The sequence below is a fragment of the Bacillus sp. FJAT-25509 genome (genome assembly GCF_001420605.1).
Taxonomy (GTDB): domain Bacteria; phylum Bacillota; class Bacilli; order Bacillales; family Bacillaceae_G; genus Gottfriedia.
The window spans coordinates 227,677-248,365 of record NZ_LJIZ01000038.1 but is presented as its reverse complement, the minus strand read 5'-3'; the positions used below and the strand labels follow the sequence as shown (position 1 = coordinate 248,365).

Sequence of the window (20,689 nt, the reverse complement as noted above, 5' to 3'; positions counted from 1 at the left end):
TTCCTCCCTAATATCGAATACTACATCGTACTCCATAGAATACTTGTTTGTTCCTGATCATATCAAACAACCAGTTGAAGATATGAAGTTCGTGTTCCTTAGGTCGAAATTTTGCTTTAAAGGTGTAGCGACATTGTGGGATTAGACTCAACAACTTCGAATGTAAAAGAAGTATTTGTCAGTACCAGTCTTTTGCGAACACTATTCAACAAACCAACAAATTCGCCAATCAAAGTTAGTAATCTAAAGAGAACAATTACTAATTTTCAGCATAAAGGAATAATTCACAAATTGAAAAGGAACTTCGGTCGAAGTTCCTTTTATTTTTTACTGAAACTCTTTAATGTCCTTATTAATTACCACGGCTTCAGCAAAAGTAAAGTTCGATTTCTTTAGCTGTTTAATTTCTTTTTTGTGTGTTTTGCCAACTATTGGGACCACAACCTTTTCTTCAGTACCCTCCAACATCCTTTTCATCACATTACAAGCCAACAATGTCAGAATAAATGCGATGCTCGGTCCAAAGACAATCCATTGATCGAGCATTAACTCTTGGTAGGAAACACCAATTAACGCAGACCATTCGTATGTGGCAGGAAAAATAACTGTCCTAACAGAGTCGATCTGAATTATATGCCTACCACCTACAAATACTCGGACTATTCCCAAATGAACAAGTAATAGCAATACACTTATCATTTGCTGAACAATCATGAGTAATGCTCTAGTACGTAGAAATGGCATTACATGTTTTCGAATAATTCGAAATTTGGTCGCACCTATGGCTCTAGACGCTGTAATGAAATCTTCCCTGTTAAAGTGAATGACTTCATTTCCTACTACATGGACGAGTGATGGCAATGCAACAATTGTCAACCAAATGACGATTGAAGCAATATAGGAAAAACCTTTTGTCGAATTACCAAATAAATTTACATCAAAGAACAACAAGACCAGTAGAATAGCTGGTATAAATCGGAATGCACGTTCAAATGTTGTGAAAAATTGTCGCATTTTTTGCAAATAGATACCATAAATAATTCCAAAACAAACACTTAAACCAACACGTAGTAAACTTACACTCAACCCAATTAATATTGTATATTTAGCACCGTCTATTACTGACCAAAATAGATTATGACCAAAACGATCGACACCAAATGGAAAATCAAAACTAGGAGGAAATGGTCGAGCCTTTGTAATATTCCCATTTCCATCATACAAAAGGACTGGTGGATCTTTTATGTGATCTTTCAATACAAGTGTATAAAGAAAGCTGAAAATAACCAAACCGACTAGAAAAAGTAATGAAAAAAGGAATGGTAGCCTTTTCCAACTCTTATTCATTGAGATTGCTCCTTTCCAGTTACTTTTATTGCGACAAGATTAAAAACCGCTTCAATAAAGAAGAATGGCAGAAATAAAACGATTAAGCAGACGAAAAATACATCAGGCGTATTTGATACAGTATATAGTAATTTAAAGTAACCATGGATATTAAATAATAATTCAACAACTAATAAATTTGAAATGAGTATCCAAAATAAAAAGTGTGAATTGGAAAATAGCGTTACAACTACATTTCGTAGAATATGCCTCAAGAGAATCCACCCATTGGATAACCCTTTTGCTTTTGCAAATTCGACATATGTCTTTTTACTTTCTTCCTCGATAGCTAAAAACGTCATTTGAAATAACATAATTCCAGGTAAAACGGACACGACAAGTATCGGTAATACATAAATGTTCTCAAAACCAGCAACGGGATCGACTATCAGGATATTCGTTTTTTTATACAACCAAATGATGAATAATTGAACTGCGAAAATAAACATTACATCTGGAATACTTTGTAAGAGAAATAAGCATTCTTTGACGACTTTTCGCATCTGTGGTGATAACAGATAGGTTCCATACGAAAACAAGATTCCTAGCGTAAATATACAGATAAAAGAAGTTGATAGAATGCTAAACGAATAGACATACGGTTGTTTTAGATAGCCCCATAATGGTGCTTCTGTTGAGGATATACCCACTTGTATCGTCATTTCGTTTAAATGAAGAAAGTTATGACCAAAGATTTTAATTTGTTCTAAAACTGAATGAAATAGTCCAACTTTTGACGTATGTAAGCTAGCTGAAAATGCTACAATGATTCCCATCAAAATGATTGTAAATAGTAATTGGTAGAATTTTTTCCTTAGATAAAAGCGTATGCTCATTTGAACTTAATCTCACTCCTTTATTTCAAAATTCTTTCCAGTAATAAGCTAGTGTAATGAGTAAAGAAACGATTGTAAAAGTAAAAGACACCAGTAATGAAAATGATTTTTGAAAAACTGTAAAAGGACTTGCATTCTCACCCGTTACTTTAATACCCGTCTGTGTTTGAGTACTTAAATTAAGACTATTGGATGCATATCCGCCGCTACTCGTGAAAAATCGGATAATGATCGTTACTACCAATCCAACAAAAAACGCATAGTCAATCATTTTACCATGCATAAAATCTGAAACAATCCATGTAAGTCCAAACAGAAATCCTAGTGTAATGATTGCAAAAATAAGCTTTTTCAATTTCATCATCCCTTCAAGTTTAAAATCTAATTAACATAATTTTAAACCAAAATGGTAATTATTGTAAGAAAAATTAGAATAGATAGAGTTGTTAAATAATTAAAGGGTAAAGGATACTTCGTAAAGTGTTTGTGATTGGAAATTTATAAGCCACAAAAATGCTCGGCTTCTTATGCAACTAGTCGAGTAGTAATGCCGATGGAGGAGAGGCTGCTACCAAAGTATCACCCTTAACTGCCATTTAGCTCAACAAAAAAATCGACTTTTATGTCGATCTTCCTGTTCATCTAAAGCGTGCGTTAGTCAACCATGAATCTATGATTCATGTAAGTTTAAATTTATTATTCGATTTTCAAAATGGATAAATGTAACATCAAATTAATTAGCCCAATTATTCTTCTCGTGAGTATGGCTTCTGTAAATTGGTGGACTTCCATTGGCCGCTTGTCAAAATTTGCACCTTTACCTCAACATCTAAGGATGACGACGAAAGCGGGATAACTCCGTTTTTTTCAAATTTTTTCCAGTCTTTTAAATTATTTCGATAAAGTGTTTGTGAAAGCTGATAAACATCAATTCCTTTATTAATCCCATTTTTGTATGTTTCTTCAACTTCCTTTTTAAATGTATTTTCAGCTATTTGTTTTACTGTTTTCATAGGCAAATATTTTACTACCTGAAAAATATCTCCTTCTACGCGAATCTGCATTCGAAAATGCGGTTCGTGGTTTTTTATGTAGGCTACTGTTTTGATTTTTGGTTTTTTCAATACGATTTCTGTAACGGGCTCCCCATCTTTTTTTAATAGGATCGGTGCTCGGGTGAAGGTCTTGCCCGTCCATTTTAAACCTGATAAGTCTTTCTCAGACAAATACCCTTGGTAGCGCTTTGAAGCTACAAAAGCCGACCCGCTATATTTTAATAATGGGAAATCATCTTTGTCTGATTTCCATTTTTTTGTGATCGATAAGAATGGTATTTGTGTGGTCATCGCAGGCTCATAAAAATAAGCACGAAATTTGTAAAATATCAAGGGACTAAAAAGAGAATAGTTTTTTGTCATTTCATTTGGGATATCCCTCACCGTATAAAGGGGTGAAAGATTTAAGATGGTTCCAGTTGCCAAAACATCCTCAATTGGTTCCTTTGTTCCAAATACCCACATTGTATTCCTAAACTGAAAGAAACGAGCAAAGAATTCATCAATTTGTCGAATATCTCCATGTTTTAATATATTCTCAGAGAATACGACTGTATTAATGTGTTCCCAAGAGACCCTTTGTTGAGTCGATTTATAAAAATCGAACGCTGAATGGTCTAAAATCTCCCCTGTTCCTTTTCCAATAAAAATTGGCTGTGGTGTCCGCATAGTGGTTTCTTGTTTTGCAAAAGTAGAAAAATTGATAAATTGAGGATAGAGCACGTATTGATTATTTTTAAAGTCAACTCCTAAGGCATTTATGTACCATACATGCTCAACTTCTCTTGTGTCCCAACAGCCTGTTAACAGAAAAATAGATGGAAATAATATAAGAAGTTTTTTTTGAAAAAATTTTTTCCTCATCCTTTTTCCTCATCCTTTTGTTTCGTGCTATCGTTCGTATGAATCTCTTTCGGTCTCCTGATCATATTTCTAAAACGAATTCGGATTGTTGCAGGGATCAAACTAGTTGGTACAAATGGAGAGTAGGGAGCCATAAATGGAACCCCGAAAGAGCGTAAATTCACAAGATGAATACAAATAATAAAAACAGAAAATATAAGCCCTGTTATTCCAAGTAAGCTTGATAGTAGATAGACAAAATATCGGAGAATACTTAATGTTCCCGAAAGCGACTGGTTAATCAAAGTAAATGTCGAAACCACAGAAATAGCCATCATTACGACAATACCAGGAGAAGCCAATCCTGCGCTGATGGCAGCTTGCCCAATAATTAACCCACCTACTACGGATAACGTCTGACCAACAGTAGTAGGGATTCTAAGACCTGCCTCTCTCAGTAACTCAAATAAAAAAATCATTAAAAATCCCTCTAATGTAGTAGGGAATGGAACTCCCTCTCTTGACAAAGCTAGTGTTGCCAACAATGTGTAGGGTATTTGATCCGGATGATAAGCGACTAAAGCAATCCAAAATCCTGGTAGAAAAACAGCTATAATTAAGCTGAAGATCCTTAGTACTCTTCCTAAGCTTGCAAAAGGGGCTGACGAATGCTGATCCTCTGCATTATTAACGAAAAACACAAGAGTAACTGGTCCAATAGATGCAGTTGGAGAGCCTTCCACTAATAAAACAAAACGTCCATAAAGTAGGCAATTTACAGCATAATCAGGTCGTCCCGTATATTCTAATAACGGGAAGAGACTGAAAGGCCGGTCTGTAATAAGTTCTTCAATTTGATCAGATGAAACAATCCCATCGACTTTAATATTATTTAATTTGGATCGTACTTGTTCTAAAACATCCTGTGAAATAACATCTTTCAAAAAAAGAACTGCAACCCTGGTTTTACTTCTAGTTCCAATAACAAATTCTTCATAAGTAAGGGAGCTTGTTTTCAATCTTTTTCGTATTAATCCAATATTGGTTTGAATTTCTTCTACAAAACCGTCCCTTCCACCTCTTAGTGTCACTTCCGTACTAGGTGATTCTACAGATCTTGCTGGTATCATCGCTAGTTTGATGGAAAAAACCAGCCTAGAAGCAGTGAGGAAAAAGAGAACTTCTCCTTCATAAATTTTTTGGGCGAGGTCTTCCTGTGAAAAGTCTGATTTAACGAAAGTGATAGGGAAATCAAGTTTTGACTCCAAATCCTTTCCATCACCGGAAAATCCATTTTCCAACACTTCATGAAGATGAGGCATTATTGTTTTTCTCAATTCTTTTATGTCAATGAGATTTTGACAATATATAGATAAAATAGAAAAATAACGTTTGCCACTATCGATTTGATGTTTTTGGAAGAGGACATCTTGCTCTCCTTCAAACCAGCCCCTTAAAATTTCTTCATTCCACTTGACCTTCATGTTATCTTGATCAGGTTGATTATTACGCTTCATTGGTGTTACCTCCTCCATTCTCTTTATTCACAAACATGGAGAGGATGGCTAAAAGTATAAGAATCAAGAGTATGAATACAAAAGTACCCGGTAAAAATTGTCGGGATAAAAACAAATAAAAAGACGTGTCATTAATGGACAAAATGGAAATCAGAGTCACCCACCCAAGGAAAAAAAGTTTCACTCCACTATTTACCTTCTTATTCTTAACCTGAAGAATATCTGAGGCTAAAAATGTTAGAAGAGACAAGCGGATGAAAACTCCAACGAACCATTGATAAACTGATAAAAAGTCGACATGTTCAATATAACGACCAATTGATACCAGCCTCCATTCTTCAAAGGCTGGGTATCGTTGTTTAGCAGCCACGAATGGACCAAACTCTGTAATGGCCCCGATCGTTGGTCCAAGAGTAAGGATTACAAAAGTGATTCCAATCCAAATCAAAGTAGTAACCTTTATTTTTTCATTTAAGTGATGATGAAAAAATAGGATAAAAGCAACCTCTACAAATCCTGATATTGGATAGATCATGCCTTTTATAACAGGAGTAGTACCGTGTTCGATAAATGGTTTTAAAAATGTGTAGTCTTTATGCGGAAAATTCGCAGTCATGACAAAAAAACCTAAAAAAATAACTATTGGGAGAAGGATTCCCGCCGTTAACCCTATGGATTGAATTCCGTGCTTTGCATTATAAAAACAGATAATAGAAAAAGTAGCGCCTAATAATACTCTAGGTGTCATCGGTAGATAAAACGATAAAAAGGTTAACGTTTCCTTTAAAAGGACGACACCCGAGGAAAATAAGTATAGGAGGATCATAGCTATTAATGGATAAGAAATAAATCTCCCGAAATTCCCCTTAAGCCATTGAAACAACTGTTCTCCATTCATACGTTTTTGGATAAAGTAGAGAATCGGTATCAAGAATAGTAAAGAACCGCTTGAGAGCAAAATGGTAATCCAAGAATCACGACCCGAAACGTCCAAAACCATAGGAATGATAATGACATGATTAATAAGTCCAGTACTACCAATTAAGATAAATGACATTTGAAGTAAGTTGATAGTTTGGTTTTTCATGTGCATTCCTCCTTAAAAGCAAATTCGTTACCAAGATAGTATATCCTTTTGGAATATTATTATTATTTTTGAAGTCACCCGCCTACTTAATTACCTATATCAAAACCTACGTATATAGTATGTGGTTCTTTAATTTATCATTAATACACCTTAGAAACTATCCTGCAATTTAGCTTAATTAGAAAATCAATAATCTACTTTAAATAGAAAAAAAAAAAGATGATCAAATCACCCATTTGATCATCTCTTTCTTCTTATTTAATAATCTTAGCCATATGATCCTCATCGTAAAATTCACCATTAACAAATAATGCTCTTTTTTCTGTCCCAAAGCTTTCAAATCCTACAGATTCATAAAGTCTTTTTGCAGATTCATTTGATGAAATGACTGCCAATTCAATTTGTAAAATTTCTTCAATCTCCATAGCATTCTGAATCGCTTCACTTAAAACTTTTTTCCCTACACCCTTACCACGATAATCAGGTGTAACATACATTCCCCAAATTGTTCCCTTATGTTTCATTTTATCAGATCTTTTTTGGTAGAAGCCAGCAACCCCAACAAGTACGTCTTTGTCGAATGCACCAATAATAAAATTATCGAAAGTCTTAGGAAAATTATTTGTGTGCTGTTCAATTGATTTTTCCTTATATTCAGTTAAGCTTTCTCCGAATGCTTCTGGTGATAATGTTAACCCTTCACTTCTCAAACGAATAAACTCAGGTAAATCTTCAATTGTTAATTTTCGAATTTCCATACTTAATCTCCCTTCGAAGCTCATAGAAGTACTTAATTTTTAATAACACTTTTACAATTCACTTAAACCAGTATCATCTTACTTCGTCTCATACAAATATAACATATAATTCTGAAGTTTTAGAATAAAAAAAAGGACTGATCAAATTTATACATGATCAGTCCTTTCATTTTGAAGACAAATTCCAAACTCAATTGATCAGACTGATTGCAAGCTTTCGTCTTTCGAGGAGCGAAGTTAACCTAGACAGTAATGAGCACCGCGTAAGCAGGCGAAGCAACGAAGAAAGCGAGCATTTGTCATCAGTCTTAAAGTTTAATAGAGACTAGTTTCATTTCAGTCATCTCTTGTATTGCATACTTTATGCCTTCCCTTCCATAACCGCTTTCTTTTACTCCACCGTATGGCATTAAATCAACTCTAAATGTAGGGACATCGTTTACTAGCACGCCACCTACATGTAGTTTTTTAGTAGCATATAATGCTCTTTGTAAGTTATTTGTATATACACCAGCTTGTAATCCAAATCGACTATTGTTTACTTCAGTTATTGCTTCATCAAAATGTTCATATGAATTGATGACTACAACAGGACCAAAGATTTCCTTACATGATACATCACTGCTATTCTTTACGTTTGTTAAAATAGTTGGTTTATAAAGACGGTCTTCTATTATATCCCCACCAGTTACTAGATCAGCTCCATCTTTAATTGATTGCTTAACCCATTCATCTATTCTAGCAACATCTTTTTTAGAAATAAGGGCACTTATATCTGTTTGAAGGTCTAATGGCGAACCTAAGTTTAATAATTCGGAAGCATTTTTCATCTTCAATAAGAATTCATTATAAAGTGTATGGTGTACAAAAATTCTTTGTAATGAAATACATACTTGGCCGTTATAAATAAAGGCTCCCCATACACAACGATTGATTAATTCATCAGTTAGCTTCACATCTTCATCGATGATCAACGCTGAGTTTGAACCTAGTTCTAATGTTACTTTTTTTAATCCTGCTTTGTTTTTTAATGATATGCCTACTTCAGGACTGCCAGTAAATGTAATTGCATTCACATCAGGATGTTTTACTAGAGCATCGCCGATTTCGGAGCCCTTTCCAGTAATTAAGTTAAACGCACCCTTAGGTAAATCCGTTTTATCAATCATTTCAGCTAATGCAATCGCAGAGAGTGGAGTTTGACTAGCTGGTTTTAAAACAATTGTATTTCCTGCAGCAATTGCTGGACCTACTTTATGTGCAACTAAATTAAACGGGAAATTAAACGGAGTAATTGCACCAATTACCCCAACTGGCTCTCTGACTGTATAAGTGACTCGACCTTCACCTCCTGCTACTGCATCAAGAGGGATTGTTTCCCCATATATTCTTTTTGCTTCTTCAGCGGCTATTTTATAAGTTGCAATCGTTCGATCAATTTCACCTAGAGCAGCCTTTAGAGGTTTGGATGCCTCTAATGCTAAAATCTCAGCAAGTTTTGACCGATTTTCTTTAAACTGTTCAACTAATTGCTCTAAAATGACACTTCTCTCATATGAGCTGAGCTTTTCCATTTGAGATTTCGCGTTATTAGCCGCTCTGATCGCTTCTTCCAAATTCTCTATCGTTGCGATTGGTATTTCAGCTAAAACTTCACCAGAATGAGGGGCAACAAGATTTTCATGTTTTTTCCCTTCAACCCATCTTCCATCTATATAAAATTGTTTTTGCATTCTATTTCACCTCAGATACAAGTAGACTAGCAACTTGATGTATTGATTGTTTTATAATATCTAGACCTTCAACTAATTCCTCGTCAGAAATAATTAAAGGCGTTAAGAAACGAAGAACATTACTATGAACACCTGCGCTAAGAATAATGACTCCATTTTCACAACATTTTTTTGTTAATGCTGCAACAAATTCTTTTGCTGGTTGATCAGTAGTAGGATCTACAAATTCAATACCTACCATCGCTCCTAGTCCTCTAATGTCATAAATAATTGGAAAATCATTTTTCAATTGTTCAAAAAATGATTTAATTTTTTCGCCAATCTCTCTAGCTCGAATCCATAATTTTTCACTTTCAATTTTTTCAATCACCTCGAGTGCTGCTACACAACCTAATGGACTGCCACCATAAGTTCCACCTAGTTCACCAGGTGATGCAGCATCCATTATTTCAGTACGACCTGTGACTGCACTAATTGGTACACCCGCTGCGATTGATTTTGACATTGTGATTAAATCTGGTTCAATTTCAAAAATCGTTGATGCAAATAATTCACCCGTTCGCCCAAATCCTGTCTGAATTTCATCTGCTATAAACAAAATTCCATGTGACTTACAAATATTATATACTTCTTTTACAAATTTTTTTGGAGGAACAATAAATCCCCCTTCCCCTTGTACGGGCTCCATAATTACTGCAGCAACTTCTTCTGGTGACACATCTGTTAAAAGAAAATCCTTAAATTGAGAAATACAAAAATTAATATATTCTTCTTCAGATAACTCTTTTGGTTTATTTGATAAATAAGGGAATTTAGCTTTATATGTAGCAGGAGCAAATGGTCCCATTTTATATTTATATGGCTTTACTTTACTTGTTAAAGACATCCCTAATAAAGTCCGCCCATGAAATCCTCGAGTAAACGAAATAATTCCTGAACGACCTGTGTACTTCCTCGCAATTTTAACAGCATTTTCTACTGCTTCAGCACCGCTATTTAATAGAATGGTTTTTTTAGAAAAATCCCCAGGCGTTATTTCAGTTAATTTTTTAGCTAAATCAATATAAGACTTATACATTCCTACATGAAAGCAAGAGTGGATTAATCGCTCTGATTGATTTTTAATCGCTTGTACAACATTCTTTGGAGTATGTCCTACATTTAAAGTACCAATCGCTCCAGCAAAATCTAAAAATTTATTTCCATCAACATCCTCAACGATCGTACCGTTTGCTTTTTCTACAAAAACAGGTGTATTATTTCCAACACCATTTGGAACAAACTCGCTACGTAAATCGATAAGTTCTTTACCTTTTGGTCCTGGAACTCCTGCTGAGACATTAACAAATTTTCGATTATTGCTCATGCTAACTCTCCCTCTCATATAAATAATTTCATTTTCAATCTATGAATTTATTAAATTATTAGCTTCATTATTAATATACTCGCTTTCAAACATTTAAGAATGAAATAAAATGAGGCCAAGAGCTTTTTCGACGGAAAGGGAAAAGCCACTCAAGCGAGCGGCAATTTATTTTAAAACATTAATAGTTCACGAATATCTTCTTCTGTTAAATTAAATGAAGCTTTTCCATTCGTTTCAATAATTTCTCCTATTAATTGCTTTTTCTTCTCTTGTAATTCATTCATTTTATCTTCAATCGTTCCTTTAGCAACTAGCTTGATCACTTGAACATCATTCAATTGACCGAAACGGTATGCTCGATCTGTTGCCTGGTTTTCAACCGCAGGATTCCACCAATTATCATAAAGAATAACTGTATCAGCTCCAGTTAAATTGAGCCCCACTCCTCCTGCCTTTAATGAAATTAAGAAGAAGTTATGTTCACCAGCATTAAATCGATTGCAGATCGATAGACGTTCTTCTGACGGAGTTTGTCCATCTAGATAAAAAAAATGCTCTCCCATTATTGATAGTTCCCTACCAATTAAACCTAACATTTTCGTAAATTGAGAGAATATCAATACTCTCCTACCGGCTATTTTTGATGCCTCAATTATTTGAAATAGCTGTTCAAACTTAGCTGAACTACCTTCATAACCATCGATAAACAAGGCAGGATGGCAACAAATTTGTCTTAAACGCGTTAAACCGGCTAATATTTTTATATGATTTTTGCCTAATGTAAATTTATCCACGGCTAAATGCTTTAGTGTATCGTGTCGTAGTTTTGCTAAGTATGCTGCATATATTTTTTTTTGGTCTGGTAACAATTCAACAGACTCCTTCGATTCGATTTTCTCTGGAAGTTCCTTAAGTACATCCTCTTTTAATCTTCTTAATAAGAAAGGTCGAACTCTTTTAGAGATTGTTTTCTTAGTCAAATTGCTAAATTCCTTTAACCCTCCAAATAATTCAGGAAAAACAACATGATAAATTGCCCAAAGTTCTTCGAGTGAATTTTCAATTGGAGTACCTGTTAATGCAAACCTTTGATCAGCATTTAGCTTTTTTACGACTTTAGCTGTTTGAGTAAAAGGATTTTTAAAATTCTGAGCCTCATCAAAAAATACTGTATGAAACTTTTGCTTTTCGTACCACTTTATATCATTTCTTAACAACGAATAAGAAGTAATTAATACATCAATATTGACTAGTTCTTTTTGTATTTTCAGCCTCTCATTTTTATTTCCATCAATGACAAGGGCTTGAATTTCTGGTACAAATTTGAATACTTCACTCAACCAGTTATACGTTAATGCGGTAGGACAAACGATTAGAATTGGTGCATTCAATGAACGGATTTCGTTTAAAACGGATTGAATATAAGTAAGACTTTGAATTGTTTTACCTAATCCCATATCATCAGCTAAAATTCCTCCAAATCCAAATTTAGCTAAATTCTTCATCCATTTGTATCCAAAAATTTGGTAATCTCTTAAAAGATTTTTCAATGTATTGGGTACTTCTTCTACTACTTCATTTGGATTGATTAAACTCTCATAAAAATGATGCAAACGATCTTCAATTTTAAATAAGCTAGTTTCTTCCGCAGAATCTAATAAATATAGTCCATTCTTTATCGGTAAGTTTAATACACTTTCATAATCAAATTCTTGCTCAGGTACTGCATTTAAAAATCGCCTGATTTCTTGTAATTCTCTCGTTTCAAGCGAGTATAATGTACCATCATGTAATCGATAATATTTCCGTTTCTCTTTTAGTGCTAATAATACTTCTTTGATTTGTTTCTCAGGAATATTTAGTTCAAATTTAAATTCCAACCAATTCGTTCGTTCTCTTTTTAAATTGACGCGTATTTGAGGTTTCTTATTTTCTTTAAAAATTCTATTTCGAACTGCGGTCGTAGCATAAATTTCAGTAAGCTTTTCAAGTTTAGGTAATCTATTTCTTAAAAACTCGTATTCAAGTTCTTCATTTTGTAAGAAATAGCCACCTTCTGTTTTCGAAAAAGAACTATCTTCCATTAATTGTAATATTTCTAATTCATTCTCTTCATCTCTAACTAACGTTTTACTAAGTTGGATTTCTCTTTTATCTAGCGGATTAATCACTATGCGATCATAATGAAATTCAAGCCCTGCAAGTAATTTATTTTTTATACGATCTAAATATAGCTTTGCTCTTAACGGGGTATTTGAATATTGGTTTGATAATGATGTAGGTATTTGCACCTTACCAAGTTTTATAAGTCCTGGAATTACTTTCTCAACATAAAGATGAATTTGGTCTGTTGGTATATTTATTTTTTCATGTGCTGTGTTTTTAAATATTTGCTTTAATTCAACAAGTCGATTAAATTCCTCTACTTTAAGATTATAGATTCTTCCACGATATAAGACTGTTGAATAGGCCTCCATTATCGTTAATTTATCAATTCCTGCTGATGTTAAAAAGTATTGATCATCTACTTGCTCAATTTCAAATTCCAATGGTAATTTATCTTCGGTAAATGAAATTCCATTAAATGATATTCCGTTTTCAATTATCGTAACGTTTTCTGTAACTGTTAATAAATTAATGAATTGGCTCCAAATTGTCGGAGAAATGAAAATGTATTCATTTTTCATAGTTAGAGGATCATTAAACATTTTTTCATCATCTAACAACTTTATTAAAAGTTCCCAAATACGATTAACTTCATTTTGAACACAATGTAAATTAGAGTCAAAAATAAGATCAGCCGAAATTTCACTTGGTTTCCCCTCTTTAACATCCCTTAAAAAATTACGTAGATTTTCTACTTTCTTTTTTCCAAATGCCATAGCTATTCCAAGGATTTTATAGGCTTCACTCATTTCAACGACTTCGCAAATAAACTCAAAATCAATTACTTTCCTATTGTCAAAATGTCTTAATTGTTCGCTTTTACGTAACGTTTGATCATGAAAAAGTTCTAAAATACCATTTGTCCTATTTAAATCGGTGTTTTCTATAAAAAAATCTATTTCTGTATGATTTTCCTCTTGTTTCTGACGTTCAAAAATCGAAATTAAAACGGCAGCTATATGTTGACAATCCGTTTTAATTGAAGCTAGTTTTGGACAAGTGCACTTACAATAAAAATCATCATTTTCTTCTTTTATGACATTAACGGTAAAATCTTCATTTCCTATAACTGTAGCTGTACAAGCATCATTTTTATATTTTTCGATTTTTACTTTATTTGCGCGATAAAAAGAGTCACCCCTTTTGAAGGAGACTGTACCGCAGCGTTCTTTTATGATTTTACTATTTAATTTTATCTTCAATTAACTGCTCCTTCCAAAATAAATAAAACGAATATAACTATCTTACCATTAATTATTTATTTATCTAAAATATTGCTTCAAATCTTATAAAAATAGAAAAAAAGAAGCCATTTTTGACTTCTTTTTGCAAATAAATTTATTTTTGTTCTACAATTCCATGTCTAAAAGCATAAATTACGGCCTGAGTTCGATCAACGACTTCTAATTTCGTTAAAATATTACTTACATGCGTTTTAACCGTTTTTAATGAAACAAACAAAGTATCGGCGATTTCTTGATTTGATTTACCCTCAGTCATTAAATGAAGTACTTCTTGCTCTCTAGCCGTTAAATCATCATGTAATTCACGTTGAGTAGATTTTCTCATTCTATTCATCATTTTCCCAGTAACAACTGGTTCTAAAACTGAGCCACCTTTATGAGTTGTTCGTATTGCATTAGCAATATCACTAGCTCTAGATGTTTTTAACATATAACTAATTGCACCTGCATCAATTGCTGGATATACATTTTCATCATCAATAAAGCTTGTAACAATAATGATTTTTGCTTCTGGCCATTTTGAAATAATTTGTTTTGTCGCTTCAATTCCATCCATAACTTCCATAATTAAGTCCATTAATACAATATCAGGACGTTTTTCTAATACAAGTTCTACGCCTTCTTTTCCATTACTTGCTTGACCAACCACTTCAATATCAGATTGAGTACTTAAATATGTAGAAACACCCATTCTTACCATCTCATGATCATCAACTAACACGACTTTGATCAAATTTCCCACCTCTATTCAATTACTGGAACTTTTACCTCAATCTGGGTTCCTCTATTTGGTATACTTACTATTTTTGCCGTTCCTCCAATTTCAGAAGAACGTTCACTTATTGATTGCAATCCATACGAACCCGTTTTTCGGTTCTCGACTTCAAATCCGATTCCATCATCAATCATTCGAACTAATACAAAATCTTCAATTTTTCTAATTCGTATTTCAAAAGTTTTTGCATTTGCATGCCTTAAAGTATTCGATAATGCTTCTTGAATAATCCTAAATAAATGATCCTCTACACCTTTTGACAATGAAATATCATCGATTTTCCATTTTAAATGAAGTGCTTGACGATTTGTTAATTCAGTTAGAAGCTTTTCTACACCTTCTTTTAAGCTTTTACCTTCTAACTGAACTGGTCTTAAATGTAATAAAAGTGCACGCATTTCTGATTGAGCATTAATCGCCATTTTTTCAATATATTGTAATTGTTCTTTAAACGTAGTTTCACCAAGTTCATTAATCGCAGAAATCATCATCGAAATCGCAAATAATTGTTGGCTAACTGAGTCATGTAATTCCCTTGCTAGTCTATGACGCTCTTTCGTTACGACATCTTCAATTGTCTGAGATTCAATTAATTTCTTTTCATCTACTAATTTTTGAACAGTCTTCCTTGAATCTTCAATTTGTTTAGATATTTTTTGAAGTTTTAATTCGATTTCGTTATCAATTGACCGAATTGAATGTTCTGATTCTTTATGATAAATTCCATTTTCTGCCTTTACTATACCTTCCAATAAAGCTTTTTCATTATGACGAATCGTGCTCAAAACCGCTGTACTATAAACAATTGATATAATTATGATTGCTACAAATAATATTAATAGTAAAGAAAAATTGCCAATTTTATACAGAAACAATTTATCAAGGAAAGTATGATCTATGAAATAATACACAACTCCACAAATTAAAATACTTGATGTAAATGCAGCAAGACATATTGATAAAAAGATACCCTTATCGATCTTCATTTGTTTGTCACCTCAATATTTCCGATTGCTAAAGAAGTGACAATTTTTAACTTTCTTGAAGCTTCTTTATAATCATTCGAAGTGAACTTACAATTCTTGTTAAACCCATTCAATTTATTTTTAAGGATATTAACTTTGCCAAATAAAGTAGAATGCTGGATCGAAACTTCTAAATCATACGGCACATATAAAGTAATATTACCGATGATTCCATTTAATACCAACACTGTCTCTCCTTCAGGAATAAATGACTCTGATAGATCGATTATGACATCTCCTATTCCAAAATAATAATCTACATCGTCTAATTCAAATGAATCATTCTTTAAATGGATATTTGTAAAAAAACGATTTGAAATGAGAGATTTTGTTTCAAAGACACCTGTATTTGTTGTTTTAACCATGTTTGGTACAATGACTCTTTCATTAAATTTCGAATTAACAAATATTAAATATCCCACATAGATCACGATAAATGATAATACTCCTAGGATCGATTTCAATTGGAATACATTACTGATGAATAAAATAATTCCCCCAAAAAACGCGATATTCGCAGATGTAGATGGGTAAACTTTTCTTTTTTTCGCCCCATACTGAAATAAATAAATACCTACTCCAGCTGCGATTATTGCAAAAGGATTTAAAAATAGATCAAATAATAATCCTATGCCTGCAATTATGAATAATAATCCGGTTAATTCATTGCTAGACAATCGTCTAAATCGCTTCATATAGCTCTCCTCTATTCACTAAACTAGCTTGTTAATAGCAATTGAAAGCTTTTGTTATTAACTATCCTACTATGTAGTTTATCTATTTCTTGTTTGTTTTGATACAAACTTAAGTATTGTCTTATCTCGGTCTTAGGACTGAGATTTTTTAAAGTAATTACCCTTGGACTTCTATTGGGTAAGTTAATTTCGTTTTTATGACTTTTTACTTATTCTTGAGCCCCGTATGAGTTTGTATTTATCGTTTTTTTGCCTGCTTACTTCCTCATGAACCACTTATGAGTTAGTATTTTTCGTTTTCTTTCCTTTTTACTTACTCATGAACCCTTTATGAGTTACTAAATCGTCGCTTTTTGTCTTTTTACTTACTCATGAACCCCTAAGTGTTACGAATTTCAGACATCTAGCCATGTTACATATCTTAAGAAAAACATATGAACTATTAAATTTCAAAAGAAAAAGAAGAGTATAAATACTCTTCTCTCTTATTTATAAGACTTAGTATTCATCATTTTACTAATTTTTTTCCACTTATCTCTTTCTTGTCTAGCTAATGATGCATCTTGTTTACGTTCTGCATACGCTAATTCTCTCATTAATTTACGATAGCTTGTGAGTCTTTGTTGATCTAGTTCGCCGTTTTCGATTGCTCGGTTGACTGCACATCCTGGTTCGTTTTCATGTGTACAGTCTGAGAATTTACATGATTTAGCTAATTCTTCGACATCTGTAAATGTCGAGCTTATATGCTCTTCTCCACCCCAAAGCTGTAATTCTCGCATACCAGGTGTATCGATGACCATTCCGCCAGATGGTAGGAAAAATAGTTCGCGGTGTGTAGTTGTGTGTTTACCGCGATCGTCACCTTCACGTACGTCCTGTGTTATTTGAATTAATTCACCGATTAACGCGTTTAATAATGTAGATTTACCAACACCTGAAGAACCAAGTAAGGAAACAGTTTTCCCGGATGTTATGAGCTGTTTCAACTCTTCAATACCTTCTCCATTTGTACTGTTTACAGAATAAATCGGTACACCAAATGCAATCTCTTCAACTGCTTCAATTTTGGTTGGTAGGTCGGTGCATAAATCTTTTTTTGTTAAAATAATAATTGGACTAGCTCCACTATCATAAGCAACAAGTAAATAACGTTCTAATCTTCTTATATTAAAATCGTTATTTAATGCCATTACTAAAAACACGTAATCTATATTAGCAGCTACTATTTGTTCTTCTATTTTTTCTCCTGCAGATTGCCTTGAGAATTGACTAATTCTTGGCAATACCTTTTGAATAATTGCTTTGTTTTCACCTTTTAACGGTTCAATTACAACCCAATCACCAACAGATGGATAATCACTTTTCACTTTTGCTTGGAATTGAAATTTACCAGAAACTTCACCAGTTAGTTCATTTTCTCCATCATGCAATTTATAAATTTGTCTTTGTTCAGATATAACTCTCGCAACTATAGTATTTTGATCCTTTTCTCCGAACGCTTCGTTCCAACCTAATTGTTTTAAATTCATTTTGTCCTCCAATGTATAAGGACAATAATGAAGATTTACTCCATTTTTTGTCCTCTAATATTTACCTTCTTCTGAACTAAATTAATTAACTTTCCCATATTCATCACTCCGTTTCATATATAGTACTTTTAGTATATCCAAATTTTAGAAAATCGTCCATACGAATTAATTGAATATTAAAAAAGGACAAAACATTCTATTATTATTTCGACAAATTTTGACAATTCCCACTTTTTTGTTTAATTAAACTTTTATAATATTAAAGTAAAAAATAATAAAAACCCTTGAAATATTTAAAAAATTTATTATTATTTAGATATAGGTCTTTTTGTTCAGGCTGTACTAATACAGGTCAATCGACAAAATCTAAAAATACTAGTTTAATAAGAAAAATCAGTATTGCAAGATTTGTCTGACAATATAAAAAACTTTACAGAGATACGCTATTATGTGTTATACTAAAATAGTAAATTGGTCCCAAGTTATTTTTGCGGATCTAGATAAAAATTTAGTAGCATTGTTCTGATGAAAATAGTTAGAAATTTTTTTTAACTTAAATTGTCGAAATTTGTTGAATTCAGAAATTATTTTTTACAATAAATTGACAGAATAGTATATGAATTGACGACAATAAATATTCATACAGAAAAATACACAGAATAGCACTTATGAGGGAGGAATTTGCATGAGCGTAGCAGCAAAACAAAACGTTTCATCAAACGAGCAAAATCAAAAAACGAAACACCCACCTGGCCTTTACTTACTTTTTGCAACTGAGGCTTGGGAACGCTTTAGTTATTATGGAATGCGTGCACTTTTAGTTCTTTACTTAACAACTTCAGTAGTTCAAGGTGGACTTGGATTTAAGGATGCTTGGGCACTACAACTTTATGGATTATTTACTGGACTAGTATATTTCACTCCAATCATTGGTGGTTGGATTACAGATAATTTCCTTGCAAAGCGTGCTGCTATAACTCTTGGTGGTATTATTATGGCAGCTGGTAATATCGCATTATTCGGTATTCATTCTTCAACAGGTTTATATCTTGGTTTAATTTTAATGATTATCGGTAATGGTTTCTTCAAGCCAAACATTTCAACTATTGTTGGTGAACTTTATGAAGGAGATGACCCACGTCGTGATGGTGCATTCACAATCTTCTACATGGGTATCAACTTAGGTGCATTCTTTGCTCCACTTGTTACTGGTTATTTAGCACAAACTTTATTTATGTCTAAAAATGCTGCTGGCGATGATTTATTTGGTTACCGTTATGGTTTCTTAGCATCTGCGATCGGTATGATTATTGGTCAAATTATTTTCAACGTATTAGCTCAAAAATATTTAGGTGATTTAGGTACTAAACCTAACGCTAAAGTTGTACAAGAGGGTAACAGCAAATCTGTTAAGGATGTTCCTCTTACTAAAAAGGAAAAACAACGTACTACAGTTATCTTTATCTTAGCTGCATTCGTAGTATTTTTCTGGGCTGGATTTGAACAAGCTGGTTCATCATTAACGCTTTATACTGAACGTTTCTTAGATCTTAAAGTTGGAAGCTTCAATGTACCATCTGCATGGTTCCAATCTGTTAACCCATTATTCATTATGCTTTTCGCTCCAGTTCTTTCTATGATCTGGATTAAAATGGCAAGAAATGGTAAAAACATTAGTGTTCCTGCGAAAATGGCAATGGGTCTTATCCTATTAGGTATTGGTTTCGCATTTACGATTATGGCGGTTATGAAAACAGGTTCTGATCCAAATCATATTACTGTAAAAGCAAACATGTTATTCATGATTATGACATATTTCTTCCATACAATTGCTGAATTAGTACTTTCACCAGTTGGTTTATCTGCAGTATCTCGTTATGCACCTGCTAAACTTGCTTCATTATTAATGGGTGTATGGTTATCATCAAGTTTCATTGCAAACTTAGTTGGTGGTCAATTAGCTGCATTTACAACAACTCTTGGAATGTTACAAGTATTCTTAGTGGTAGGTGGAGCAGCAATCGTAGCAGGCTTAATCTTACTTGCTTTATCACCAAAACTTGCAAGAATGTTAGACTAATTACAAAATTAAAAGAACTCGAGCATATCGAGTTCTTTTTTTATTTCTATATTATTTGCCTGTACTTCCAAATCCACTTACTCGTTCTTCCCCTGCAAAATCTTCATCAGCTAATAAAAACTTTTGGAAAACAGCTTGTCCAATTCTCTCACCTTTTTGAATGATAACAGGCTCCTTTGATACATTTATTAATTGCATCATAATATGGCCATCGTTTGAAGGATTGCTGTAGTAGTCTGAATCAATAACCCCTACCCCATTTCCTTTCATTAAACCTTTCTTTAACGGTGTAGACGAGCGTACAAATAATGCTAAAAATTCGTCTTTTTGCATATACGCTTTTAATCCTGTACCAACAAGTTTGATCTCGTTTGGATTAATAATCGTCTCTTCAATACTTTCGATATCATAACCAGCTGCATGAGTAGTTGCTCTTTTAGGAAGATTCACTCCACAGTTTTCAAATCCTTTTGCTACTTCAAATCCTCTTATTTTTTCCAAATCTTTCACCCTTTACCATTTAATCCTTTTCTAGTGTAACATAGAAATTTTCATAATGATAAAATTATTATAGTAAGTTAAAAAAGAGGC

Annotated in this window: 16 protein-coding genes; 1 reads left to right on the top strand and 15 read right to left on the bottom strand. The window is 33.1% G+C overall.

Annotated features, from left to right (window positions below; translation table 11 throughout):
* Window positions 1-327: 327 nt before the first annotated feature.
* The 14 genes from AN960_RS23085 to rsgA form a co-directional block, all read right to left on the bottom strand.
* Entirely contained in the window at window positions 328-1,347 is a 1,020-nt protein-coding gene (locus AN960_RS23085) for an ABC transporter permease subunit (RefSeq protein WP_056476973.1), read from the bottom strand.
* Window positions 1,344-2,222: an ABC transporter permease subunit gene (locus tag AN960_RS23080; RefSeq protein ID WP_082459659.1), complete on the bottom strand. Its 879-nt coding sequence runs from the start codon at window positions 2,220-2,222 to the stop codon at window positions 1,344-1,346. Before AN960_RS23080 ends, AN960_RS23085 begins: the two co-directional genes overlap by 4 nt.
* Window positions 2,223-2,247: 25 nt before the next feature.
* Window positions 2,248-2,577 carry a hypothetical protein gene (locus AN960_RS23075; protein WP_056476968.1) on the bottom strand — a complete coding sequence of 110 codons (330 nt, stop codon included), beginning with the start codon at window positions 2,575-2,577 and terminating at the stop codon, window positions 2,248-2,250.
* 391 nt (window positions 2,578-2,968) lie between these two features.
* Window positions 2,969-4,141, bottom strand: coding sequence for a spore germination protein GerXC (gene gerXC, locus AN960_RS23070; RefSeq protein ID WP_056476965.1), 1,173 nt, complete (start codon window positions 4,139-4,141; stop codon window positions 2,969-2,971).
* Entirely contained in the window at window positions 4,138-5,637 is a 1,500-nt protein-coding gene (gene gerXA / locus AN960_RS23065; RefSeq protein WP_286131787.1) for a spore germination protein GerXA, read from the bottom strand. Before gerXA ends, gerXC begins: the two co-directional genes overlap by 4 nt.
* The gene (gene gerXB, locus AN960_RS23060) at window positions 5,627-6,724 is read right to left on the bottom strand and encodes a spore germination protein GerXB (protein WP_056476962.1); all 1,098 of its coding nucleotides are present in this window, start codon (window positions 6,722-6,724) and stop codon (window positions 5,627-5,629) included. Before gerXB ends, gerXA begins: the two co-directional genes overlap by 11 nt.
* Before the next feature lie 254 nt (window positions 6,725-6,978).
* The gene (locus AN960_RS23055; RefSeq protein ID WP_056476961.1) at window positions 6,979-7,482 is read right to left on the bottom strand and encodes a GNAT family N-acetyltransferase; all 504 of its coding nucleotides are present in this window, start codon (window positions 7,480-7,482) and stop codon (window positions 6,979-6,981) included.
* 308 nt (window positions 7,483-7,790) lie between these two features.
* A complete protein-coding gene (locus tag AN960_RS23050) occupies window positions 7,791-9,215 on the bottom strand; it encodes an aldehyde dehydrogenase family protein (protein WP_056476957.1) in 1,425 nt (474 codons plus the stop codon).
* Window position 9,216: 1 nt separating this feature from the next.
* Complete coding sequence (gene gabT / locus AN960_RS23045) at window positions 9,217-10,581, bottom strand: 4-aminobutyrate--2-oxoglutarate transaminase (protein WP_056476950.1); 1,365 nt, start codon at window positions 10,579-10,581, stop codon at window positions 9,217-9,219.
* Between the two features lie 170 nt (window positions 10,582-10,751).
* A complete protein-coding gene (locus AN960_RS23040; RefSeq protein ID WP_056476947.1) occupies window positions 10,752-13,949 on the bottom strand; it encodes a DEAD/DEAH box helicase in 3,198 nt (1,065 codons plus the stop codon).
* 136 nt (window positions 13,950-14,085) lie between these two features.
* Entirely contained in the window at window positions 14,086-14,724 is a 639-nt protein-coding gene (locus AN960_RS23035) for a response regulator transcription factor (RefSeq protein ID WP_056476946.1), read from the bottom strand.
* 11 nt (window positions 14,725-14,735) lie between these two features.
* On the bottom strand, window positions 14,736-15,752 hold the full coding sequence (locus AN960_RS23030) for a sensor histidine kinase (protein ID WP_056476945.1): 1,017 nt from the start codon (window positions 15,750-15,752) through the stop codon (window positions 14,736-14,738).
* Entirely contained in the window at window positions 15,749-16,486 is a 738-nt protein-coding gene (gene liaF, locus AN960_RS23025; protein WP_056476944.1) for a cell wall-active antibiotics response protein LiaF, read from the bottom strand. Before liaF ends, AN960_RS23030 begins: the two co-directional genes overlap by 4 nt.
* A gap of 485 nt (window positions 16,487-16,971) precedes the next feature.
* A complete protein-coding gene (gene rsgA / locus AN960_RS23020; protein WP_056476941.1) occupies window positions 16,972-18,018 on the bottom strand; it encodes a ribosome small subunit-dependent GTPase A in 1,047 nt (348 codons plus the stop codon).
* A 685-nt stretch (window positions 18,019-18,703) separates the two neighbouring features.
* On the opposite strand from rsgA, the gene AN960_RS23015 reads away from it, so the two are divergent.
* Complete coding sequence (locus tag AN960_RS23015; protein ID WP_056476940.1) at window positions 18,704-20,098, top strand: peptide MFS transporter; 1,395 nt, start codon at window positions 18,704-18,706, stop codon at window positions 20,096-20,098.
* Between the two features lie 51 nt (window positions 20,099-20,149).
* Here AN960_RS23015 and AN960_RS23010 read toward each other — a convergent pair whose 3' ends face one another.
* A complete protein-coding gene (locus AN960_RS23010) occupies window positions 20,150-20,599 on the bottom strand; it encodes a dCTP deaminase domain-containing protein (RefSeq protein ID WP_056476939.1) in 450 nt (149 codons plus the stop codon).
* Window positions 20,600-20,689 lie beyond the last annotated feature (90 nt).